Origin of the sequence: Lactiplantibacillus sp. YT640, assembly GCF_049745435.1 — a bacterium.
GTDB lineage: Bacteria > Bacillota > Bacilli > Lactobacillales > Lactobacillaceae > Lactiplantibacillus > Lactiplantibacillus plantarum.
The window spans coordinates 112,237-136,628 of the sequence record NZ_JBMNVY010000007.1 but is presented as its reverse complement, the minus strand read 5'-3'; the positions used below and the strand labels follow the sequence as shown (position 1 = coordinate 136,628).

General features: G+C 46.0%; 23 protein-coding genes and 1 pseudogene. 7 read left to right on the top strand and 17 right to left on the bottom strand.

Annotated features, from left to right (window positions below):
- Positions 1-526: 526 nt before the first annotated feature.
- Entirely contained in the window at positions 527-733 is a 207-nt protein-coding gene (locus ACOV1R_RS07270; protein WP_003640763.1) for a hypothetical protein, read from the bottom strand.
- Positions 734-907: 174 nt separating this feature from the next.
- On the bottom strand, positions 908-1,669 hold the full coding sequence (locus ACOV1R_RS07265; RefSeq protein WP_015380511.1) for a methyltransferase: 762 nt from the start codon (positions 1,667-1,669) through the stop codon (positions 908-910).
- Between the two features lie 111 nt (positions 1,670-1,780).
- Here ACOV1R_RS07265 and ACOV1R_RS07260 point away from each other — a divergent pair, with 111 nt between their 5' ends.
- The gene (locus ACOV1R_RS07260) at positions 1,781-2,128 is read left to right on the top strand and encodes a heavy metal-binding domain-containing protein (RefSeq protein WP_003640765.1); all 348 of its coding nucleotides are present in this window, start codon (positions 1,781-1,783) and stop codon (positions 2,126-2,128) included.
- Between the two features lie 94 nt (positions 2,129-2,222).
- Here the strand turns inward: ACOV1R_RS07260 and ACOV1R_RS07255 are convergent, their stop codons facing one another.
- Positions 2,223-3,434, bottom strand: a complete 1,212-nt coding sequence (locus ACOV1R_RS07255; protein ID WP_015380512.1) for an MFS transporter — start codon at positions 3,432-3,434, stop codon at positions 2,223-2,225.
- 115 nt (positions 3,435-3,549) lie between these two features.
- On the opposite strand from ACOV1R_RS07255, the gene ACOV1R_RS07250 reads away from it, so the two are divergent.
- On the top strand, positions 3,550-4,125 hold the full coding sequence (locus ACOV1R_RS07250; RefSeq protein ID WP_016510996.1) for a winged helix-turn-helix domain-containing protein: 576 nt from the start codon (positions 3,550-3,552) through the stop codon (positions 4,123-4,125).
- A 142-nt stretch (positions 4,126-4,267) separates the two neighbouring features.
- On the opposite strand, the gene ACOV1R_RS07245 is transcribed toward ACOV1R_RS07250, so the two are convergent.
- From ACOV1R_RS07245 to rnz, 5 genes are read right to left on the bottom strand one after another with little or no spacing between them, the layout of a single operon-like run.
- Positions 4,268-4,786, bottom strand: coding sequence for an adenine phosphoribosyltransferase (locus ACOV1R_RS07245; RefSeq protein ID WP_003640768.1), 519 nt, complete (start codon positions 4,784-4,786; stop codon positions 4,268-4,270).
- Positions 4,787-4,804: 18 nt separating this feature from the next.
- The gene (recJ, locus tag ACOV1R_RS07240; protein WP_027822543.1) at positions 4,805-7,141 is read right to left on the bottom strand and encodes a single-stranded-DNA-specific exonuclease RecJ; all 2,337 of its coding nucleotides are present in this window, start codon (positions 7,139-7,141) and stop codon (positions 4,805-4,807) included.
- A gap of 21 nt (positions 7,142-7,162) precedes the next feature.
- Positions 7,163-7,513, bottom strand: coding sequence for a LapA family protein (locus ACOV1R_RS07235; protein WP_003644563.1), 351 nt, complete (start codon positions 7,511-7,513; stop codon positions 7,163-7,165).
- A gap of 12 nt (positions 7,514-7,525) precedes the next feature.
- Positions 7,526-8,317: an SDR family NAD(P)-dependent oxidoreductase gene (locus ACOV1R_RS07230; RefSeq protein WP_003640771.1), complete on the bottom strand. Its 792-nt coding sequence runs from the start codon at positions 8,315-8,317 to the stop codon at positions 7,526-7,528.
- Between the two features lie 9 nt (positions 8,318-8,326).
- Positions 8,327-9,262, bottom strand: a complete 936-nt coding sequence (rnz, locus tag ACOV1R_RS07225) for a ribonuclease Z (RefSeq protein WP_003645644.1) — start codon at positions 9,260-9,262, stop codon at positions 8,327-8,329.
- Between the two features lie 432 nt (positions 9,263-9,694).
- On the opposite strand from rnz, the gene ACOV1R_RS07220 reads away from it, so the two are divergent.
- Positions 9,695-9,979 carry a hypothetical protein gene (locus ACOV1R_RS07220; RefSeq protein WP_003644565.1) on the top strand — a complete coding sequence of 95 codons (285 nt, stop codon included), beginning with the start codon at positions 9,695-9,697 and terminating at the stop codon, positions 9,977-9,979.
- 146 nt (positions 9,980-10,125) lie between these two features.
- On the opposite strand, the gene obgE is transcribed toward ACOV1R_RS07220, so the two are convergent.
- Positions 10,126-11,421 carry a GTPase ObgE gene (obgE, locus tag ACOV1R_RS07215; RefSeq protein WP_128485020.1) on the bottom strand — a complete coding sequence of 432 codons (1,296 nt, stop codon included), beginning with the start codon at positions 11,419-11,421 and terminating at the stop codon, positions 10,126-10,128.
- A gap of 247 nt (positions 11,422-11,668) precedes the next feature.
- Between obgE and ACOV1R_RS07210 the strand changes: the two genes are divergently transcribed.
- From ACOV1R_RS07210 to ACOV1R_RS07195, 4 genes are all read left to right on the top strand, one after another.
- A complete protein-coding gene (locus tag ACOV1R_RS07210; RefSeq protein WP_003644567.1) occupies positions 11,669-12,424 on the top strand; it encodes a DeoR/GlpR family DNA-binding transcription regulator in 756 nt (251 codons plus the stop codon).
- Positions 12,421-13,338 carry a 1-phosphofructokinase gene (pfkB, locus tag ACOV1R_RS07205; RefSeq protein WP_015380517.1) on the top strand — a complete coding sequence of 306 codons (918 nt, stop codon included), beginning with the start codon at positions 12,421-12,423 and terminating at the stop codon, positions 13,336-13,338. The genes ACOV1R_RS07210 and pfkB overlap by 4 nt, the downstream gene beginning before the upstream one ends.
- A gap of 21 nt (positions 13,339-13,359) precedes the next feature.
- Positions 13,360-15,327 carry a PTS fructose transporter subunit IIABC gene (locus ACOV1R_RS07200; RefSeq protein WP_003640777.1) on the top strand — a complete coding sequence of 656 codons (1,968 nt, stop codon included), beginning with the start codon at positions 13,360-13,362 and terminating at the stop codon, positions 15,325-15,327.
- A 139-nt stretch (positions 15,328-15,466) separates the two neighbouring features.
- Positions 15,467-16,789: a metallophosphoesterase family protein gene (locus ACOV1R_RS07195; RefSeq protein ID WP_003645646.1), complete on the top strand. Its 1,323-nt coding sequence runs from the start codon at positions 15,467-15,469 to the stop codon at positions 16,787-16,789.
- A gap of 107 nt (positions 16,790-16,896) precedes the next feature.
- Here ACOV1R_RS07195 and ACOV1R_RS07190 read toward each other — a convergent pair.
- The 8 genes and pseudogenes from ACOV1R_RS07190 to ACOV1R_RS07155 form a co-directional block, all read right to left on the bottom strand.
- Positions 16,897-18,348: pseudogene (locus tag ACOV1R_RS07190) on the bottom strand (polysaccharide biosynthesis C-terminal domain-containing protein).
- A 79-nt stretch (positions 18,349-18,427) separates the two neighbouring features.
- Entirely contained in the window at positions 18,428-19,396 is a 969-nt protein-coding gene (locus tag ACOV1R_RS07185) for a glycosyltransferase (protein WP_003645648.1), read from the bottom strand.
- Positions 19,381-20,655: a hypothetical protein gene (locus ACOV1R_RS07180; protein WP_003645649.1), complete on the bottom strand. Its 1,275-nt coding sequence runs from the start codon at positions 20,653-20,655 to the stop codon at positions 19,381-19,383. Before ACOV1R_RS07180 ends, ACOV1R_RS07185 begins: the two co-directional genes overlap by 16 nt.
- Positions 20,652-21,680, bottom strand: a complete 1,029-nt coding sequence (locus tag ACOV1R_RS07175; RefSeq protein WP_054518969.1) for a glycosyltransferase — start codon at positions 21,678-21,680, stop codon at positions 20,652-20,654. Before ACOV1R_RS07175 ends, ACOV1R_RS07180 begins: the two co-directional genes overlap by 4 nt.
- A 15-nt stretch (positions 21,681-21,695) precedes the next feature.
- A complete protein-coding gene (locus ACOV1R_RS07170; RefSeq protein ID WP_225914088.1) occupies positions 21,696-22,301 on the bottom strand; it encodes a glycosyltransferase in 606 nt (201 codons plus the stop codon).
- A 76-nt stretch (positions 22,302-22,377) separates the two neighbouring features.
- Positions 22,378-22,788, bottom strand: a complete 411-nt coding sequence (locus ACOV1R_RS07165; RefSeq protein WP_225914089.1) for a glycosyltransferase — start codon at positions 22,786-22,788, stop codon at positions 22,378-22,380.
- Positions 22,788-23,453, bottom strand: coding sequence for a sugar transferase (locus ACOV1R_RS07160; RefSeq protein ID WP_003640784.1), 666 nt, complete (start codon positions 23,451-23,453; stop codon positions 22,788-22,790). Before ACOV1R_RS07160 ends, ACOV1R_RS07165 begins: the two co-directional genes overlap by 1 nt.
- A complete protein-coding gene (locus tag ACOV1R_RS07155) occupies positions 23,440-24,381 on the bottom strand; it encodes an NAD-dependent epimerase/dehydratase family protein (protein ID WP_003640785.1) in 942 nt (313 codons plus the stop codon). The genes ACOV1R_RS07160 and ACOV1R_RS07155 overlap by 14 nt, the downstream gene beginning before the upstream one ends.
- Positions 24,382-24,392: the final 11 nt, after the last annotated feature.

Sequence of the window (24,392 nt, the reverse complement as noted above, 5' to 3'; positions counted from 1 at the left end):
TTTGGTGCACTCACCAAAAATGATGACGCTAAAAGGCTTGATATCAATGATACGGTAGTATACTCGAAAGTCTGTACTCTCCTTATTAAAATAGTAGAGACCAGCCAGTAAAAACAAGAATCCCAACAAGCATTGATTTGTCGGGATTCTTGTTTTTTATATAATTCAAATCAAACAAGTCAATATCAACATGGTTTGCTACCTACTATACTGTTTGGAAATGGTATGGATACTACTATTACAAAATAGGTTTTAGACTTGAGCTACTCTTGCCTGCTCCAAAATTTTGGCACTCAATATCAACGCTTTCTTGAACCACCTAGAGGTTTTCTATACTATTGGTTTAGTAACATGTTCTAAAGCTGCTTCTTTAATTGTTGAATGCCAATTCAAATTCATTCACATCAATGCCTTATTAAACATCGGCACTTGAAATAATCATAATGATCAACAACATCAATCAAGTAATACCATTCCCCACTAATCCACAAAAAATATCCGTCAGCCCTTGCCAACGGATACCCAATTACTTCTGTTCACGTGCGGCTTGACCAAAAACAAAGAACGAACCAAGAATACCCACGCATGATAGTAAAAATAAAATGCCATAGCACAGTACATCCCCCACTGTCACTAAAGTCTTCGGAAAACCGGCAGTTGAGACCCATAGAAAAATCACGCTTAACCAAAACCAAAATGAACGATAAAACCGAACCGGTCGACGTATCCGCATGACGCTCCCCCCTAACTCGTGATTCCAATGAAATAACCGATTGGAATAACGCCTATTATAGGCAGTGCGCAATTAGGTACAAGCTCTGAATACTCAAATCCGACGTTTAAGTTACAATTCATAACCGATTACGTTTGTTAAGTGCCAATCCGATTAATATGCCCCCTCGCAACCTCAATCACGACGAGCCAGTTTACGAGCGATAATCATAAATCGGTCTTCAAACGTCGTGACGCGACCATTAATGGCCAGTAAGGATTGTAACTGATGTAATTTGGGAAGCATCCGTGCCACGTCAAAATTCGGAAACTCCCATGGAATCACCGTGGTATAATAGACAATTGCGCCAATATCCGTAAAACTCAGTGCCGCGTAGGCTTGCTCAGCCCGCAGAATTTCAAATCCCGCAGCCTGCATTTGAGCCATTACCGTCAACAACTGATTGTCAGGATACGCCGGTTCGTAATGCTCATCAAAGAATCGTGACAACGCATAATTATTGGTCGCACCAACTTGCTGAATCACAAGTCGGCCCCCCAGCTTTAAAACTTCCGCAATTCGCTTCACTGGCATCGCACCATGACTATTCGTTACAATATCAAATGTCGAATTTGGTACGGCCGTCAACTGTTCGGCGGCATCTGGATATAATGTTATCCCCTTTTTAACCACCGTTTGCTTCAACAACTCAATATTTGGTTGCCACCCCTCAGTCACCGCAGTCAGCGCTGGCTGATGGTTAAAACGCCCCATCAATTCACCACCGCCCGTATCAATATCCAACCACCGATCATCGGCACTTAGATGCTCACGAACTAGGGCAGCGTAATCCCACGGTAAGTCCGCAGTCTGCCACCGGCCAGCCAGATGACTAAAGTCCCAGCCGTGCATGGATTGCTGCGCTTCTTCAAACCAACTGCTTTCTAAAGCTGTCATATTTTGCCTCCTTCGTTTCCTATAAACCAGACCACTCATCAAAGTCTCCGCTGGCCTATTTCAATACGAATTATGCTATGATTACAATATCTTTAAAAGGAGGTTCAGTCAATGACACAATTACTGGTCACAACCACTGAAAATATTCCGGGGCACCCCTATGAAGTTATCGGTGAAGTCTTTGGGCTAACCACTCAATCTAAGAATCTGGTCCGTAACATTGGGGCGGGCTTAAAGGGCCTAGTTGGCGGCGAAATCAAGGATTACACCAAGATGCTCGAAGAATCGCGCGATGTCGCGGTCAATCGGTTGCGCGATAATGCAAGTGCCATGGGTGCGGATGCCGTTGTGATGATGCGGTTCGACACCGGCTCCATTAGTCAGGATATGCAATCGGTTGCCGCATATGGTACCGCAGTTCGTTTTATCACCGAAGACTTGACCACTGACAATGCTTAACTGATTCGAGACTAACGAAACCGCCTGCCGGTAATCTGGGCAAGCGGTTTTTAGCATGGTGGCAGCTGTTTGTATAACACAATTATAATTTTCGTCACCGGCGAATGAACAGACAACCACCACAAGCTAACAGTAATCCCATGGCCGTCAAATAAGCCGCTTCTGGGCTCACGATATTATCCAACAAGACCAATCCAACACTGCCGATTGGAATCGAAATCGTCGCCAATGAATTTATGATGCCGCCTAAACTCCCAACGATACTTTGATCGGCCACTTTCAATAAACTCGCCATCAATTTAGGATTTGCTTGCCCCATACAAAATCCCCCAATCATCATGATTGTAACCACTATCCAATAGTTTTGCCAAAACAACAGATTAATAAATAAACCCTCAAACGCCACGACGGTAGTTAACATGACACCACGAAACGTCCACCTCTGAAAGTAACCTGTATGTAACAAATTCCCTGCAACCGATCCAAATACGTCAGCAGTATTCATCACAAGAATTGCGACTCCGAATGAAAGTGGTAACTGCGTCGCCCGGTGAATCAGGTATAAATTCAATAGTGCATCGACGCTTGCACCTACCGCATTCAAGAACAAGACGCTCCCCAATAGCGCCAAGACGTTCATGTGCACCCCCGCTTCCATTGCTTGTCGCACTTGTCGTAGCAGTTGACGAAATGTCGACGTCACGGTGACAGTTGCGGAAGGTAATTTTAGCGTTTCATACCCGGACAGTAGCACCAGACCGGCAATCAAGAACGTGATTGCATTCAAATATCCCGCGAGACGATAATCGCCCGTTGCGGCCAATAGACTGACACCCAACGCTTGGCCTATCGTCTGCATTAACACTCCGATACCTTGGTTGATCCCTAAGGCCTCTTCTTGTAACTCAGACGCGACTTTAGCTTGTAATAATGGCATTCGGAGGCTGCCGCTCAACATCCCCAACACGTCTGAACACAAATTGATGACAATAATAATCAACAGCAACCCGACCTGTTTTTCAGTAATAAGTTGCGCTAACACGAGATATAATGCCGCTTGAACAAATTTCAAACCTGCTAACCACCCCCGCTTATTGGTTTGCGAGTCTGCCAATCGACCAGTAAGCATACCAAAAATACCAGGAAGCACAGTAGCCACCGAAACTAGCGAAACCATCAAATTTGCTTGTGCAAACGTTCGCGCGTACGTTAATAGAATAATGTTAAATAGGCTGGTACCAATTGTCTCAAAAAGATCAGCTACTGTTAACGTGACAAACGCTCGATTACGGCCTAGATTTTTCATAACGCCACTTCCAATTTAATATTATTTATTGCTTAAATAAATTTAAATGATAAAGCAACTTTAATCGTTTGATTTCTATTTGTCAAATGGTTAAGCTAGTATTGAGGTGAAAAACATGTCCAAAAACACACTGGCTCAGTTTGCAAAGTTAATGGCCGATCCCAAGGTGGCCGCTATCTTAAAGGCCACCAAATCTAAAACTGGTTTAACAACTAAGCAAATTTCGGCCCAAACTAAAATTCCCAACAATCAGTTGTACTACACCATCAACAAAATGCAGGATGCCGACTTATTAACCATCGTTAATCAAGTTCAGGTTAAAAATCTAACTGAAAACTACTATTCCAGTGCCCACCTCTCCCATGAGACGCCACAGGATCTTGATGGTCTCGATACTGATCTGACTGACATCTCCGGTACGTGGACTCAAGCCCATGTCCAACAAGTTTTACAATGGATCATGCTATTGAACCACGACTTTACCGAAGCCTACCAGGAAGAGATGACCCGCAAGCAACCTGACAAGTCAGCCATTTTTTTCAGTAACGCGATCCTAAACCTTTCAGCGGTAGGCGAGCACCAGTTGCGCTTAGATTTGATCAAATTGCTTGGCGATGCTGAAAAGAATGATCCTGATCCTCAGTCAACGGACAAGCGTCAGGTTAAACTACTCATTGAAAAGTGGCAATAATTAGAATATGCAATTGTTAGTCTTTTTGGCTTGGCTACCAAAGAATCACTGACTATCCAAGCTAACTAACGACCAAAACAAGGGTTAGCAAAAAAGCTCCGAATGACTAATAAATCGTCATTCGGAGCTTTTAATATTGGCTTTAAAATTGCATCAAGCTCAACATATCATAATCTTTAATCTTATCGCGGCCGTGCAACTCTTTGAGTTCGACCAAGAAAGCCGTCCCAACCACGTTACCGCCTAATTCTTCAACCATTTGAATCGTTGCTGAGATGGTCCCACCAGTTGCTAATAAATCATCAGTAACTAGCACATTTTGTCCCGGCTTAATTGCATCTTTATGCAAATAAAGTGCAGACTGCCCGTATTCCAAATCATAAGTCGCTTTGACCGTTTCGCGTGGTAACTTACCCTTCTTACGAGCAGGTGCAAAACCAACGCCTAATTCATAGGCCACTGGACAACCCACGATAAAGCCGCGCGCTTCAGGCCCGACAATCATATCAACATGTTTATCACGCGCAAATTGCACAATCTGATCAGTCGCTTCACGGTAAGCTTCCCCGTCAGCCATCAGTGGTGAAATATCGCGAAAAATGATTCCAGGTTCGGGATAGTCCGGAATACTAGCCACATACTTTTTTAAATCTAATGCCATTTGTTCTTAACAGCTCCTTCAATTCTTAACCGCAGCCTGGTTCTTCACCCATACTTGGAGCGCTGCAGATTTACTATATAAAAGCGTTTCTTCAGCAACGATTTGTTGTTCGCGCAGCTGATAACTAGGGGCGTGATGTAAATCCGCTTTTGCCGGATTCGAAACGCCATTCATGACACCATCATTTATTTTAACAAATCCGACCTCAAAAAACACCTGAATCATGAAAATAAGCAAATTTCGTTCAATATGCAGATGCTTGGCCACTAATGTTAATTGATGATGAATATCAACATCATGGTGCGCTGCGGTAAACTGGAAAAGTTTCGCAAACTGCGCGCGATTTGGCATTCCCGTTAAATAAACCGATTCTTGCCGATATAAGTAGAGCGTCAGCTGATCGAGCGCAATTGTGCTGAGTACCTGGGTCATATCCGCCAGCGTGTCAGGACAATCGACAATGAAGACCGCTTGATTAGCCGTCACGGCAGTCAGATCCATTTTCGTATCCCCCACCCATACGGCTTGCGCTTGGGAACCTAAATACTGTTCAACTTTTTTCAACAGACGCTGGTGGAAAAAGAGGTAAACCCCCGGTGCTTGAAACAAATGGGCCGAAAGATGTTGCGTCCGGGCGTCGATCACCTGGGTCCCCGTCACTGCAATATCCTTAACCATGATTTGGGGCTTCGTCTGACCGTTCCAAGTATTTTCACTCAACTCACCCACTAACGTCACATCGGTGGGACTCGCCTGAATAGCCGGCAAGGCAGTACCCATCGAAAAACCGATAGCATCAATCGTATTGGTGCCATCACCCAGTTGTAATTTCAAGTGTTGCTGATCACTACCGATCGCGCGTGCTTGCGGAACAGTCGTTGGAACTAATTCAAACAACGGTGCCGGGTTATCCGTTCCAAAGGGGGCCAACGCTTGAATATCTGCCAGAGTTGCCAAGGTTGCCTCAGCTAATGGTAACGTGCCGTCAATTGGTAAACTGACTTGCGCATTATCTGCTAATTGCTGACTAACCGCCGCCGCTTCCATCGCCTCTTTAAGCGTTGCTAACTGGTCGGCCATGACAGTTAGTCCAACCGCCATATGATGACCGCCAAAAGCCACCAATGACTCCCGAACTGGGTCGATTGCGGCAAATAAATTATACGCTTCGACGCTCCGACCACTACCTTTGAGCCGGCCATCATCATCCTCATTTAACACTAGGGTTGGTTTGCCAGTCGTTTCGACCACGTGGCTCGCGACGATTCCCAAAACACCCTCGTGCCAACCATGCCCGGTAATAACTAAGGTTTGGCGGGCCTCATTTTCCGGCGTCTGTGCTTGCTCGATTGCACTGGCACTGATTGTCTTGACCAAGCCTTGGCGTTTTTCATTCAATTGATTGACCTGCTTGGCCAGCGCGGTCGCCCGCTCATCGTCCAAAGTTGTCAATAATTCTACACCGCTCTGCGCCGACTGCAGACGGCCAAGTGCGTTTAGCCGAGGGGCAATACCAAACCCGATATTGGTCTCGGTCAATTTATCGGGAATCAGTCCGGCTTCTTGAATCAGTGCTGCCAAGCCTGGGCGGGTCGTCTGCTGTAAGACCTTCAGGCCGAGCGTTACCAAAGTCCGATTTTCACCAGTTAAGCTGACCAAATCAGCAACCGTTCCAATAGCAGCCAGATCTAATAGTTCCTCGGGTACTTCCTCAAGTAGCGCCGTCGCTACTTTAAACGCCACACCGGCACCAGAAAGACCACCAAATGGATAACTGCCCTCTGGATGTCGTGGATGGACAATGGCGTAAGCGTGCGGCAATTCAGTCGGTAACTCATGATGATCGGTCACTACGACATCGATGCCCTGTTCCTGCACTTGATTGATGACCGCATTTCCCGCGACACCGTTGTCCACCGTCACAAACAGCTTCGTTCCAGCCGCAATCAGCCGGTCAAAAGCGGCCTGATTAGGACCATAACCATCCTTGAAACGATCTGGAATATAGTAATTCACGTTAGCGCCAATTTGGTCCAACGTTTCATACATAATTGACGTACTTGTTAAACCATCTGCATCATAATCACCGTAAATGGTAATTTGATCCCCGGCAATAATCGCCTCTTGGATGCGGTCAACGGCTTTTTCCATATCGTGCATGGTCGTTGGGTCCAACAATGGTTGTTGATCCGCGTGCAGGAATGGGGCGGCTTCTTCCGCCGTATTAATGCCCCGCATTATTAATAACCGGGCAACTAAGGGGGTCACGCTGGCCGCCTCAGCTAACTTATCAACATCGGCTTCATCAACGGCCGTTGTTAAACGTGGCACCCACTTTTTCTTTGCCGCTAACATGGCATCCTTCCTTTCAACAACTTACTTATCTGCTGGCGTGGTTGGTTGTTCTGCCACCGCTCGTTTTTGTTTACCTTTATTATTCAAACGCAACGTTAATTGCTTATTTTCGGCAGTCAACTTGTCAATCTTAGCCTGGGCCGCTGCTAAAGCTTCACTATGGGCTGTCCGTTCCTTAGATTCATTGACCGTCGCCATCAGTACTGCGGTAATGACACCTAAGATCAACGTCACCACAATGACCAAAATCAGTGGCCAATGAACTGCTGTAATTCCAAAATTGATTCGAACTGGTTCTACGTTTAAAATTGCAAAAATAATCACTACTAGTGCAATGACTAGTGCACTCACTAACCGCCATTGATTCTTCATTAAATTCATCCCCTATTTAAAATTAAAAACCGTCCCCGTCAGCCAATCCCCGAGCTTGGGTGCCAGCTGATAACCTAAATTAGCTGCAGACATCACCCAAGGCCGATTCAGTTCGCGCCGTTGATGCCCGAGTTTGCTTACAATCAATTCAGCAAACTTAACGGGGTTCAATGCCAGCTGGTCGACCCGGTCTAAATAGTGCCCCGTGGGATCCGCAATTTTGAAAAAGTCCGTTTTAATGGGACCCGGATTGACCGTCAATACGTTGACATGAGCATCCTTGAGTTCTAAGCGCAACGCATTATCATAAGCAATAATGGCCGCCTTACTAGCCGCATAAACGGCTGATTTAGGTGTTGCGATTTTGCCAGCCATCGAGGCGATGTTGACAATTTCACCTGCATGTTGCTTGACCATCCGTTGCGCAGCCAGTTGGCTAACATACATGGTTCCCAATGTATTGACGCGCAACATTTTCGCCATCACCGGCGCATCCATGGTGATCACCGTGGTCATATCGCCAAAACCGGCAGCGTTAATGACCACATCCAATTGACCAAATAGCTCATCGATGGTCGTAAAGACGTGATCAACGTCCGCCACGTGACCCACGTCACAAGTAATCGCCACGGCCTGCCCTTTTGATAACAGACGACATTGATCAGCAACCTGTGTTAGCCGTTCTCGCCGCCGGGCGGCTAAGACGACATTGGCTCCCTGACTCGCCACAGCTAGGGCTAGTTGCTCGCCTAGTCCACTAGACGCGCCAGTAACCAAAACAGTTTTACCCACTAAGTTCGTCATTTACTTGACCTAACCTTTCTCAGGTAATGGAATATCAATTACATCAAAGTCACGAACGACTTTCGAGTGACTAAAGACTTTCTGTGCTTGTTTTTGTAGTTCCTTACTCAACTTACCCGTGTACCGAGCCGAGATATGGGTCAACAATAGCTGCTTAACACCGGCCTGTTGGGCCACCTGGGCTGCTTGGGTACTCGTTGAATGGTAATAGTTATGTGCCAACTTACCTTCATCTTTTCCGAACGTGCTCTCATGAACTAAAGCATCCGCATCCTGTGCCAAGCTGACCGCGTGCGGTGTCCGCCGAGTATCACCGAGAATCGTCACCGTCCGCCCCTTTTGTGGCGCAGCGATGTAATCTTGACCATTAATTGTCCGACCATCAGGCAACGTCACCGTTTTGCCGGCTTTTAATTGGCCATAGACGGGACCACTCGGAATGTTCAGGGCTTTGAGTCGATCGGCTTGTAATTCACCCGGGTGGTCCGCTTCTTCTACCCGGTAACCAAAACAAGCGATCCGATGATCCAGAGGTTCGCAGCTTACTTTGAACGTCGTATCTTCAAAAACTGTCTCAGCTTTCGTGATTTCATGAAACTTCAATGGATATGACAAATGGGTGCCAGAGACCCGCAACGCCGTTTGAACGAAGTCGCGGACACCGACTGGCCCATAAATGGTGAGTGGTTCGTCCCCGCCTTGAAAAGAACGCGAGCTCAATAACCCCGGCAAGCCAAAGATATGGTCGCCATGCAGATGGGTAATAAATATTTTTGCAATTTTGCGTGGTTTTAACGTCGTGCGTAAAATCTGGTGTTGCGTCCCTTCGCCGACATCGAACAACCAGACTTCATTTCGCTCATCTAATAGTCGTAATGCTGTGCTAGTGACATTCCGAAATTTGCCCGGTGAGCCGGCACCGGTACCTAAAAATTCTAATTGCATATTTTTGTTCGTCCTATCTATACAGTCTGCTAACTATTTTACCGAATCTAGCGGCAATACACAATTGTTAGCACTGCAAAGTCATGGCCGGTCAACACCGTGCGCTCACCGACCGCAATTCTAAAAAGCAAGCGACGTTGGGCGACTCCTCACAATTAACAGGAAGAACACGAACAACGCTGCTCATTTTATTTTAACATGTCAGGCTAAAATTATCGCACTTGGTTTCAAGATTCCACGTGCCAAGACTGCCTGCCACCGGTGTTATCTATAATCAAAAAATGCACTTTTCCGGGCAAACTGACTATGACGGGTTGTGACCGTTTTCATTCAACCCGTCATCGCCGGCAAATGAATCCTCAGTCCATCTTGCTTAACCCAATTGATTATCGTATACTTGCTTACAAATCGTCTGAACAAGAGGTAACCGTTATGCGACTCATCGACTTTAACTTATCAACCGCTGATCTACAGCAAACTTTACCACTGTATTGGGAACTAACGACTAATCAAATCTGGCCAATCCAAAGTGTTACGCTCGTCGATCACCAGCTGGTTTTAGTAGCTTCAAAAAGCGCGCTCCCGCTGACACTCGACCAGTTCAATGCGCGGACGCGCCAAATCGATGGTCAAACGCAGCTCTGTATTCAAACCCCACCGCGCCCGCGCCGATTATTTGGCTATCGCTTAAGCCAGCAGCGCTTACTGTTTGGCTGAGCATCTAATCGCACGTCAGCTCAAAAACAGCGTCGTTAGTTAAAATTCTAACGGCGCTGTTTTTGGATTGTTCATTATTTTATCACTAGTCTACCTATCAGACTGTCGTAACGACAATCATCAACTAATTATGTCGTCACAAAAGTTTAGTCCATAAACTGGAAGGAGTAGTCCAAGATTTGAATCGTATCATCATTCTTGGCACCAGCTGCACGTAAGGCATCATCAACACCCATCCCACGTAATTGTCGAGCAAAGCGCATTAAACTTTCTTCATGATCTAAATTGGTCATCTTAAAGAGCCGTTCTAGCTTATCACCAGACAAGACGAACAAGCCCGGTTCTGGATTATCAATGCTAAAGTCTGCATCCGCTTCAGTCGTGTAATCACGGTGCTTCGAGTCGTCAACACCCTTGATTGGGAATTGTGGCGTCGTATCCAATAAATCAGCCGTCTTGGCTAACAAGGCTTTTAGTCCCTGTTGTGTAATCGACGATACCGGATAGACGGCTGGCGTGTTTGGCAACGTATCATCCGTCGCTAACTTCGCCTTAAAGTCTTCCAGATTAGCTTCGGCATCCGGCATATCCATCTTAGTCGCCACCACGATTTGGGGCCGCTTCAAGAGGTCAGGATCATAACTCGTCAGCTCGTGATTAATTTTGTGATAATCCTCAAACGGATCGTTTTCTTCTACACCACTCATATCAATCAGATGTAAAATAACGCGCGTCCGTTCAATATGCCGCAAGAATTGAATCCCTAAGCCGACCCCGTTAGCCGCACCTTCAATCAAACCAGGTAAATCAGCCATGACAAAGTCACGACCGTCATCCAAACGAACCATCCCGAGATTAGGCACTAAAGTTGTGAAGTGATAGGCCGCAATCTTGGGCTTAGCACTCGTGACCACTGAAAGCAGTGTCGACTTGCCAACTGAAGGAAAACCAACCAGACCAACATCGGCCAAGACTTTCAATTCCATTCGAATCGTTAATTCATCGCCGGGCTCACCATTTTCAGCAATTTCAGGAGCAGGGTTCTTAGCGCTAGCAAAATGAATATTTCCCCGACCGCCCCGGCCACCCTTGGCAACCACTAACCGCTGATCTTTATTGACGATATCGCCAATTAACTCACCAGTTTCAGCATCCGTCACCGTTGTCCCAAGTGGTACTTTGATAATTGTGTCCTTCGCGGAACGACCTGTCATCTGCTTAATCATTCCATTGCCACCAGCTGCGGCTTTGAACTTCCGCGTATAACGAAAATCCATCAGTGTCCGTAATCCTTCGTCAGCCTGCAATACGACGCTTCCGCCGCGACCACCATCACCGCCAGCGGGACCACCATTGGGAACAAACTTTTCACGGCGGAAAGCAACCATGCCGTTACCACCGTTACCGGCCTTTACATCTACTTTTACTTGATCAACAAACATGTTCTTTTCTCCCGTTTCTTCTATATTATTATCTACGAAATCCGATCGTGCGAAATTAGATACCTGACCTAGTATACAAATCTTCGGCCACTTCGTCAAAAGTTCCACGCCTAATTAGACAGATCATCTTTATTTGGATGCTAATGACGATTTGATGACAGGTTTTGGATTATTTTGACGGTTTTTGAAGGTTTTTGTTGCATTTTGACGTTTAAACAGGTATATTATTATGCGGAGGGATTTGAAAGTGCTTACAGAAGAACGTCAACAGTACATTTTAAATACGATCCGTTTCAAGGGCATTATTAAAATCAAGGACATCTGTTCTGAAACTCGTTGTTCCGAGTCCACGGCGCGCCGTGACCTCCAACAGCTAGAAGAACAGGGCGAGTTACTCCGCGTGCACGGTGGTGCGAAGTATATGAACTCACTCCAAGAGGAACCCGCGATGAATGATAAGGTTTCCCGTAACGTTAACGCCAAGGACCATATCGCGCAGCAAGCCGTTGCGAACATTCAAGTTGATGACGTCATTTATTTGGATGCTGGGACTTCAACCCTAGCCATGATTCACCATTTAAATCCGAGCTACAACTTACGTGTCGTGACTAATGGTGTTGTCCATGCTTCCGCTTTGGCAGACATGGGCATCCAAACCTACCTGCTTGGTGGCAATTTGAAAGGCACCACCAAAGCCGTGATTGGTCCCGAAGCCGTTAAATCGTTAGAGGAATACCGATTCAACAAAGTTTTTCTTGGTATCAACGGTGTCCACCCAAAATTCGGGCTCACAACGCCCGACCCCGATGAAGCGGTCGTCAAAAAAACCGCAATTCTACAAAGTGAAGAAAGCTTTATCTTAGCTGACAACACTAAGTTCGACCACGTTTCGTTTGCGCGCGTCGGTGATTTATCCAGTGCAACCATCATCACTGACCAACTCACGCCAAGCGTTGCCGAACAGTATCAACCATTAACTACGATTCAGGAGGTTCAATCATGATTTATACCATTACTGTCAATCCATCAATTGACTACGTGGTGCAACTACCCCAAATGACCCTCGGTAGTGTTAACCGGTTAGCACACACGGCGAAACTCCCTGGCGGTAAAGGCATCAATGTATCGCAGATTCTGAACGACCTAGACCAACCCAACAAGGCCCTCGGCTTTATCGGTGGGTTTACCGGCACGTTTATCAGTGATGCTTTAAAAGCCAAGGGCCTAGATTGTCACTTCACACCGATTGCCGATGACACCCGGATCAACGTGAAGATTCACGCTGAAGAAGAGACCGAATTAAACGGTGCTGGCCCGGACATCACCGCCAAAGAAACAGAAGCCTTCTACACCGAATTGGCCAATTTAACGCCGAATGACGTGGTCGTCATGTCTGGTAGTTTAGCGCCTAGTTTACCAGATAGCTTCTACTACGATATTATTCAGAAGGTCGAAGCTGCTGGTGCTAACTTTGTCATCGACACGACCGGTGAAGCTTTGAAGAAAACTTTACCCAGCCACCCCCTCGTTGTGAAGCCTAATAACCACGAACTTGCTGATTACTACCACACGACGTTTAATAGCCAGGCTGATATCATTGCAGCGGGCCAACGGATGCTAGCTGAAGGTGCACAACACGTGCTGATTTCAATGGCCGGCGATGGTGGCCTCCTAATCACCAAGGATGCGGTCTACTTTAGTCCCGCACCAAAGGGCCAGGTAATCAACTCAGTTGGTGCCGGTGATTCAATGATTGGTGGCTTTGTCGGCACGTTCGCCAAAACACACGATGCTGTTGAAAGCTTCCGCTACGGCTTAGCTTGTGGCTCCGCAACCGCCTTCTCAGAAGACATTGCGACCCGCGCCAAGATCGATGAAATTTTGCCACTCATTAACATTGAAAAACTCGCTCACTAAAGAAAGGACTGTTAACTAAACATGGATATCCGCGATTTATTACTAAAAGATGTCATGATCATGGACATGCACGCCACGACCAAGGACGAAGCGATTGATGAGTTAGTTCATAAATATGCCGAACAAGGTATCATCAATGATGAGGCCCTCTACAAGCAAGACATCATCAAACGGGAAGCCGAATCAACTACCGGGATTGGCGACGGGATTGCTATGCCCCATGCCAAAGATAAGGCTGTTAACCGGGCAACCGTGATGTTTGCTAAGAGTAAGGCCGGCGTTGACTTCAACGCGTTAGATGGTCAACCCGTTCATCTTTTCTTCATGATTGCTGCTCCTGAAGGTGCCAACAACACCCATTTAGCCGCCCTCGCCGCCCTCTCAAGCTTATTGATTGATCCTGAATTGGTCGCTAAACTTAAGAATGCACAGTCACCTGAAGAAGTTCAACAACTCTTCGGTGATGCCCAGGCTGCTAAGGAAGAAAAGGAAGCCAAAGATGCAGCTGCCAAGGCCGAAAAAGAAGCCGCAGCTGCCAGCACCACCACTGACGAAAAACGTCCCTATTTAGTTGGGGTTACCGCCTGTCCAAACGGAATCGCCCATACTTACATGGCCGAAGCAGCCTTGATCAAAGCCGGTGAAGCGGCCGGTGTTGACATCAAAATCGAAACGAATGGTTCTGAAGGTGTTAAGCACTTATTGACTGCCGATGAAATCGCTCGTGCCGACGGTGTTGTGATCGCCGCTGACAAAAAGGTCAAGATGGCCCGTTTTGATGGTAAGCACCTGGTTAACCGTCCCGTTACTGACGGGATCAACAAGGCCGATCAATTAGTTCAAGAAGCCTTGAGCGGTAAAGCTCCTGTCTATCACGATGCTGATGGTGGTGCTGCAGATGACGATGAAGGTGGCAGCGCTAATGGTAGTGTTTGGGGTGAAGTTTACAAAGACCTCATGAACGGAATTTCCCACATGTTGCCATTCGTTGTCGGTGGTGGGATCTTAATGGCCCTCTCCTTCATTATTGAGCAATTCGTTGGTAGTAAGAGCTTAGCCTTTACCTTCTTCAACCAAGCTGGTAACATGGCTTTCGCCTTCATGGTACCTGTTTTAGCCGGTTACATCGCCGAATCAATTGGTGATCGTCCTGCTTTGATGCCCGGGTTCGTTGGTGGGTTCATGGCCACGGTATACACTGGCGCTTACGGTGGTGTTTACACGGCCTCCATTACCGCCAATGCTAAGAGTCCCGCTGGTTTCTTAGGTGGTTTAGCCGCTGGTTTCTTAGCCGGTTATATTACTGTTTGGATGAAGAAGTGGACCAAGAACATGCCACAATCCTTAGACGGGATGAAGCCAATGCTGATCTTCCCAATTCTGGGCTTATTGATTATTGCTGCGCTAATGTTCTTCGTTGTTAACCCAATCTTCTCAGTTATCAACGCCTGGATTACCCACTTCCTAAACTCAATGGGTACTGGTAATGCCGTTCTCCTCGGGCTTGTCCTCGGTGGTATGATGTCGATCGATATGGGTGGTCCTTTCAACAAGGCCGCTTACGTCTTCGCAACTGGTGCCTTTACCGCAACTGGACATGGGAACTTAATGGCCGCTGTTATGGCTGGTGGGATGGTTCCACCATTGGCAACTGCGATTGCCACTGCCTTCTGGCCAAAGAAATTTACGGATGACGAACGTAAAGCTGGTATCTCTAACTGGTTACTTGGTATTTCCTTCATTACTGAAGGTGCCATTCCATTCGCCACAGCTGACCCCTTGCACGTTATCGGTTCAAGTGTGATTGGTGCTGCCATCGCCGGTGGCTTAACTCAACTTTGGGGCGTTGCCGTCCCTGCTCCTCATGGTGGCCTCTGGGTCTCATTACTCGCCACGAATATCTGGGGCTACATCGGTGCCACAATTATCGGTGCCGTTATCGCTGGGGTTATCCTTGGTCTCTGGAAACCAGCTAAAGCTTCTAAATAATGTGATATCTAAAAAGACGATCAAATTGATCGTCTTTTTTTGTTTTCAAAATTAACGAATCAGCCGTCTAACCCCGCAATAAAACGGGTATAATGAAAGTAATATACTGATTATGTTAACGAGAATCGAGACGAGTTTGATAAAACTACGAAAATCTATCTTTGGCATCAGCTGTGTATTATTCGGCATGATGCTGCTTTCCGGTTGCCAAAAACAAACTAAAATGACCCTGCCCCCTGTCAGTCACAAGACCTTAACAGCGATGGTGATCAGTGATGACCATGTCATTGCGCCCAGGCTGCATGATAATGGTAAGGCTTTCACGCAGTACGCGGCTAACGATGCCGGTGCGGATTTAAAATACAGCGCGACGATTTTTCGCGCTTTTATTGCTAAGGCGTTAATCACCAAGCCTGACGTTGTGCTCATCAGTGGCGATATTACTAACAACGGTGAAAAAGCCAGTCACGAGTACGTTGCCAAGCAGCTTCGCCGACTGACTGCTAAGCACATCCGCGTCTACGTCGTCCCCGGTAATCACGACTTGAACAACCCCATCGCCCGTCGCTTCAAAGGAAAGCATCAATATAGCACCGAGGCGACTAGCCCGACCCAGTTCAAGAAGATCTATCATCAGGCCGGCTACGGCCAAGCCAGTGAAACTGACCCAAGCTCATTGGGATATTTGGTAAAACCTAGTAAACACACTTGGTTTTTAATGCTAAACTCCGCCATTTATAAAAGTAATTATCAACAAGGTAATTCAACGGTCGGTGGTGGCCTGACCGATGGGACCTTACAATGGCTTACTAAAGTCGGTAAGCAAGCAAAACAAGCCCATGCGACTCTCATTCCCGTCCTACATCACAATACAATGGACCACACGGTGATTCATCAGGACTATACAATCGGTTATGCCGAAGATGTCCGTAAGGCCTTTACCACTGCGGGTATCAAGTTATCGCTCAGCGGCCATATTCATGCTCAAAATATCAAGTCTACCAAAGTCAAGAACCAGTCACTGACTGATATTGCCAGTGGCGCCCTGATACTGGGATCTCACTATTACGGTACGCTTAAGATCAACCAGAGTAACGGGACGGCCACGTACCACGCGACCCCGTTAAACGTGAGTGCTTACATCAAGCACCACCGTGGTAATAAAGCGATGCGCGCCTATCAAAAGTACGATCATGACGTGTTATATGCGGCTGGCTATAACGCAGCACTGAGTCAGTTATATGAGGACCGTGACGAAACGCAACTATCAAGCGCTAAAGTTAATCAGCTAGCCCGCGGCATGGCGGCCGCCAATATCGCGCTCTTTCGGGGCACCCCAGTCAAAAATAGCGCCGCTATTCAAGCTTGGCAACAAATGCCCCACAATACAAGTTTGCGCGGCTTCGTGTTAGCCACCAAGAAACTACACGGCAACGTGACGTGGTCTGGGTCCGTACAATAACCACTTTATAAACTAAAGACGACAGCGAATTTTCAGGCTGTCGTCTTTTTGATTAGTCACTACTTATAGCTGGTCAGTCACACCGGCACCACCCTACTTCGATTCGGCTAGATTGGTTTTCGCACACGTAGCATTTGGTTAACAATGGTCATTAAATAATCACGCTTGCTAAATCCGACGACGGCCGTTATCAAAATCAATAGATAACGGAGTATAACACTGTGATAGCCTCCTAAAAATAGAAAGCCAACCGCCAAAAAAGTGAGCGTAATCAGCCCCAGTATCTTGCGATCATATGGAAGCGTGCCAAGTTTTTCGCGACAGATTCGATTCATAAACCAATAATGAACAACCGCATACATCACATAGCAAATTAATGTTGTATATCCCGCCACCTCGTATCCTAAAATTGGAATCAACCAATAATTTAGCGCCACATTCAATACTGCGCCAATAACACTGGCAATCATGATTAAAGATGTCCGTTCATAATAGAACTCAAACTTTGCAAATAAATCAAAAGCAAAAATGAAAAAGACGCTCATTGCGATTGGTGGAACGATCCAGGTCGCCTTAGCATACGCTCGTGGTGCGAATATCGAAACGATTTCGGGCGCAAATGCAATCAATAGCAGGTTGACAACCGCAATTAAAACTAAGGCACCGTAAGCGACACCCGCAATATCGGCCACCCGTCGATCCTTGATTTTTTGATATATCCACGGACTCAGCGTTTGCGACAATGCAACGTTAAATAAAATCATGATTTGTGAAAGTGAGTACGCCAAACTATAAATGCCCGCACTTTTCGTATTTACCATGTTCGCAATCATAATCCGGTCAGCACTACTCAGAACGATTTGTGAAAGATAATGTGGGGCCAACGGGATGTTGAACATTAATGCGTGACGCCAAAAATAGCGCGAGAAAAACGTTTTGCCACGATACATTTGCACAAAAAACAAGCCCGTATAGCCTACCAGTTCCACTAATGCTAGCCCTAAAAATCGAGCCGTCACTTTATCATTCGCATACACAACGAGCAATACGCCTACTAACGGTTTGGCGATTGCAACCAGCAAGGTCACCATCACCAATGATTTGTATTGCAAGGCAACTCGGCGCTCACCAGCCTAAAAATTAAAAACTGACGAGGTCCATACCATTAGAAGCATCGCCAACATCTGCGTCGTCGTTAAAGAAAAGACACTATTCCAAAAATCACGAAAGCCAAGATAAACTAGTGTCCATGCTAATACCAACACAACCGTTAATCCTTGTAATTCAGCCGAATATCGACGTCGATCATGGCTGAATTTGATGAGACCTTGAGTATAAACGCCGTAGCACAGATTTAGTGAGACGATGATCGTGACGATAGTCAGCCAGGAGTACAGCACATTAAATTGACCATACTCGGAAGTAGACATTATTCTGGTAAAAATGGGCGTTGCGATTATTGAAATGCTCTTTTCAAAAAAAGCACAGATTAAGAACCAAAGTGAGGCCTTAACTTGCTTTGGCAAATGCCGATATTTATTTCTAATACTGACTAACATAAATTCCTTTCTCATAGATCTGAACTGAGCATCACATCCCGTGCTTACTAATAACAAATCTCATAGGCACCGCACACGTTCAATCACTTGGTTGTTGTCGATACCGGCGCCCATTTACCGACCAAATCGTTCTTAAACGTAAATAGTTGATCACATAGTAACAATTATCTGGGGATGTCACCATTGCGCGGACTAACGCAGCCAGGGCCTGACCAAGTTTTCGTTTGCGCATACTGGCCATCGCCATCGTAAAATATTTTTGCCCACGATTAAACGTACTTTGGGCACGGACGTCATTTATTTTGTCTGTTAACGCCGACATCCCGCGGCCGAAACTGTCTGCTCCCGTCCGTTTACGTTCCGCATACAATTGTTGAATATAGCGCGATACCAGATACGTTTTCCACGCGTCGCTGGTCATACTATTACCGCGTAACCGATAGTTCAACACTCGGCGGTTAATTGACCCGATTTTGAATCCATTAGCAAGCAGCCGCAGCCAGAGATCATAGTCCTCAGCCGTTGGTAATAAACGGTAACCACCGACTTGTTGGACGGCCGTTTTCCGCATTAAAACGGTGGGATGAATAATTGTCGAACCATAGGGCAGGATTTTTTGAATTAGTGGTTCAGCCTCGGGAATGGCCGATTTTTCACCGACAACCTCATCCTGCTCATCAAGATAAGCAATATTTCCAGAAATTAAATCCAAATCGCGCGTTTTTAGCGCCTCTAATTCCACTTCGAGCCGATTAGTGACAGAAATATCATCCGCATCCATCCGCGCAATCAACTCATTACTTGCTAGCTCAATCGCCTTATTGAGACTAGCGGCCAGGCCGAGGTTTTCTGGATTGCACACTAGTTTGATCATTTCCACACGGCAATCGTAATCCATTAACAAGTCTTTTAAATCACTCCGTTCTGGATTATCAAGTACGATCACAAACTCCCTCGGCAAATAGGTTTGCTTCAAAATCGAGTCAACCGCTTGCTGGACTTGCTCAGGTCGTTCATTATATACACTCATAATTACGCTGATTGCCATTTTTTCTCCTCAATCTTCAATTCAGTTGAAAGTAAATACCCCAAGAATATTATTGCCGTCAGTACCATGCCGCTGCGCGCAACCTCACCTTTATAATTTGCGATTAGTAGAACTACGCCAAAGGCTAGAAAGATTTTACTATCACGAACAACCTTTCCAGACTTTTTGTGGCAAGCCGTCAACGAGGCTATAATCGTACCGTACAGTAGCGCCATGTAAATGATGCCCCCCATAAATAAGTCATTAATAAAGCCAATGTCGGACGTTCCGAACCAAATATTGCTGGCATTGCCACCATATACGCGAACACCATAACCAAACACCCAGTCTAAAAGCTGACTCGGAAACATCAAGAACGAGCCCGTCAGTTGTTCGTAATTGCCCTGCTTACTACCTTCAAAGACGAGTGCAAACGTATCTTCGAAGCCACTGACGATCCAGGTATACGTATCAGGTTGGATGGATTGCAAAAACGCTAAACCCAATATGATAAAGGTCACACTCAATATGATAATCAACACAACTTGAAACAGCCCTCGAACACTGGACAGCATTCGTTTGACCAGCATCAAGGCAAAACCAAAAGCCAGCGTGATCAAGCCAGTTCGGCCGTTTAATACGATAATAAAGACACAAAATGGCAGGAACCAATAATACTTTTTGCCAAGGTTCATTCCCATATATATCGCAACTAGTCCCATCAGACTATGGTAGATTGGTGTAAAAAATGTGTAGTCACTGCTGATTCCATACAAACGTTCACCATAAATAAACTGATTCTGAATAATACCGGTGGCTGTTTTTGCTAAAATCGCAGCGCGAATACCCGAACTTGCCAGCATGACCAAAGCAAACAAGCATTGAACAACCACCATCCATAGCATCCAGGTCAAGACCGTTTCACTTGTCACGTTAAAATACTTACGAAGAACTTCTAGCCATAACACTAAGGCAAGGACATTCAAAATAATCACAACATTTTGAAACACCCGGGGATCAGTTCCTGCCAGCTTCGCTCTGAACGCAAAGTAAATCACTGATAGCATCACACCAATCACAAAAATGTGCAGCCGATTAATAGCAATCGATAAGTCCTTTGGCGACAATAGCAAGACGCAACCACCAGTAATCCCCAGTGTAACAATCAGGGGCACATAACTACTGCTCCAAAAGTTGGGTTGGTAAATCAGGTAAAATCCGGCAATCAATAGTCCTAGTCTTAAGAATGGCCCACCAATCTGACGATTTACTGCAGTCATCGTTCCATTACTCCTTTATAAACTTGCTGGATCCGCTGAATGAATTGCCTTTGTTCATAGTCACTAAAATCGACCGCTGCTATTTTAGCCTTGGTTTCCTGATAAAATTTCCCATCCGAAAAGAGACGTGTCAGTACTGCCAATAATTCAGCATCACTCGCATAAACCAGGCCATTTACCCTTGCGGCCGTTTGAGAGATGCCCCCAATGCGGGGGGCAAACGGAATCGCACCCAATAAGGCTGCCTCGACCATGGTCAATCCAAACGCGTCTGATTTGGACGTCGACAGCACAACTTTTGCATGCCGCATGTATTTGTAAGGGTTACTTTTAAACCCTAACCACCGTATTTGCGGGGTGGCTGCAATCTGTTTAGCGATGTGTGCGCTCAAGCTACCATCGCCGACAATCCCAATCTTTAGTTCAGGGATTGCGTCTAATAATTTATGCGCAATTCTCACAAATCTTGCGGGATCTTTAACATCTTCCAACCGTCCCACGAATAACAGGTCAAATGCAGTGGTTGTACTGGCAGTAGCCAGTTGGCAAATCCGTGAACTGTCGATTCCATTGGGAATAATCGCCGTATTGGTTAAATGTTTGTGGAAGCGATACGATTCTTTAGCCCAATCTGAAACATATAAGACTCGTAAGCTCTTGTTGCCAATATATTGAAACGCCAAACTTTTCCAGTTCACACTAGTCTGCCATATCGGGGCTTGATGGATATGGGTGATAATTGGCACATGGTGAAAAAGCAGGTTGACCAAAAAACTCGCTTTGAAATCGTGTGCGTGAATAATATCTGGCTGGAGTGCCAGAATAGCTCGCCGAAATTTAAGAAGCTGTTTCGGCGAAAAACTTTGATACGCGATTCCGGCAGCTTGCAAGCTTTCTTGTATCGATCCTGATTGTGAGCAGTAGGTGAAATCATAGGATCCACTCAAACCCCTACTGATATTAATGACCACCTGCTCAGCACCACCTAATTTGGCGGAAAACAAGACATGAACAATTTTTGTCATCGACAATCGTCCCTTCTAGGCCAAGCAACGCAAATAGTACGCCTGCGTTTGTTCGAGCATCTCATGCTCAGTATAGTGACGTTGATACATTTGATAGGAATTAGTCTTGACCTCGGCGATCTTTTTCGATTGATAGAGTGTCAGAATTTTTTCAGCAATCTGGCGCGCATCATTGGTGACCAAAAAGCCATTATGATCAATCAATTCCTGAATGCCCCCAACATTCGACGCAATAATCGGCAGACCTTGGGCTAAGGCTTCCACTAAACTGATTGGGAGTGCTTCATAATCAGAAATCAGCACCCCAACGTCCGATTGAGAATAATATTTTTGTACATTATCCACCACCCCATAAAAGTTCACTTTACCATCCAGATTCAACTGGTGCGTTAGCGTTTTACAGGCTTCAATCGAAGGGCCGTCACCCAGAAAATGACACACGATTGGTAGATTTTCCGGCAAGTATGTCAATGCTTGAATCAGGATATCCTGCCGTTTTGGTGTATCAAAGCGTGCCGCCATTGATAGTACAAAGACCTCGGAACTGGTCGCCTTGTTTGCGCCCGTTAATGCTGTCACGCCATTATGGATAACACGAGCAGGATGAGCACTAGTAATCACACCACTTTGGACACCCAAATCATAATCAAACTGCGAGACACAGATGTAAGCCGTTGTCAGGCGACTTAATGCTTTTTCAATAGTTTTCCATCAATAGCTGCCGTTTCTTCCCGACACCAGGAGTAAAGCCCCAGCCATGGACCGTAAAAATGACTTTCATTGGCAATCTAATCGTGGCGAGCCTCCCAATCATACCAGCCTTCGAAGAATGCAAATGAATAATATCTGGCTGCCAATTTTTTACTAATTTCCTTAACGTGTAGATTGCTTTCAAATCACTCAGCGGTGCAATCGGATGTACCAGGCTGGCAACTCTGACAACTTGCACGTCTTGAAATTCTTTCGCGACGCTTGCACTCAGGCGTCCTTCAACGCCGTATACTAAGGAAACGGCATTGCCACGCATCACTTGCGCTTTGATCAAACTATATAGATGCGCCTGGGCCCCACCCCAAGTCGCTTGAGTAATGATGTAAACAATCTTCACTACCGCGCACCATCCCCGGAAATAATCACCCTAACCGTTCCCATCAGCATCTTGATATCAAACCAAATCGAAAAGTGCTCAATGTAATAGTTATCGTACTGACACTTGGCACCCGGTGTAATATCATAGCCACCATTGATCTGCGCATAGCCGGTAATGCCAGGAATGATTCGTAGCCGTTTCGGAAAATCAGGATAGCGTTCACTGAATTGTTCGGTTAGTTCTGGCCGTTCCGGGCGAGGTCCGACCAAACTCATATCGCCCTTCAAAACATTCCAAAATTGTGGTAACTCATCGATCCGAGTTTTGCGCATCCAGCGTCCAACCGGCGTCACCCGAGGATCATTTTTTTGTGCCCAGATCGCACCCGTCTGCGCCTCAGCGTCCTGATACATTGATCGCAGCTTAATCACGTCAAAGGTCGTCCCCATCCAACCGACTCGCGCCTGCTTGTAGAAAACGGGACCGTCAGAAGTCAACTTGATAAGTATGGCAAACACAATTACGATGGGAACGCTGAGCAGTGTGCCCAATAAGCCGACTGCTAGATCGAAACACCGCTTTAGATCCATCTTCCAGCCGGTGACCGGAACACCAATTTTGCTAATAAATTCACAGTGTTGTTCGTCAGCCACGATTGATTCATTAATCTCAACTTCGTGCATGCTCACATTCCCCTTCCCAGTACTTGGTTAATCCTCTTCTCAACGGCCACTCTGATTCATAATTTAAGCGTGCCAACTTGCCAATACTTGCAACTGAATGATCAACTTCACCACCCCGCTGCTCGGCCCGTTTGATTTCAAGTTGTTGACCAGCAATCTCTTGATACATCTGAATAATGCCATTTAAACTAGTTTCTAAGCCATTGGCAATATTGATCACTTCATGTTGCACTTGATGTTCTGTAATCAACCATAATGCCTTGATAACATCACTTACATATACAAAATCACGGGTCTGCGTTCCATCACCGAATAATGTAAATGGTCGCTGTGTTTTCAAACAATCCGTCAAAATCGACAAAACCCCCGAATACGGTGAGCTTGGATTCTGACGCGGTCCATAAACGTTGAAGAACCGCACACAAACGGTCGGCAAATCGTACAACTCACCGTATGCCAATACAAAACGTTCAGTCGCATACTTATCAATAGCATACGGTGACACGGGTGCGACGCGCGAATCCTCGCGTTTTGGTAATTCAGGTAGATTGCCATAAACCGCCGCCGAAGAAGTGAATAGAAATTGCTTAATAGGCAAGCGAATTTGGCGAATATGTTCGAGCAAGTTAAATACCGCGGTATGATTGACAGCATGCGTTTCTGCCGGCCGCTCAATCGAATCCGCCACACTTGCAATCGCTGCCAGAAAATAAATATAGTCTGGCCGTTCGTCTGCTAACAATTGTTGCATGAATTTATCGTCACAGACATCCGCGACGTATATCGTAATCTGTTCCCAATGCTTGATATTGCTGATGGCCCCCATTGACAGATCGTCTACCACCACCACCTCAAAGCCAGATTCAACTAAATGATCAACCAAGTGCGAGCCAATGAACCCCGCACCTCCCGTTACCAATGCCTTCATAACTATTTACC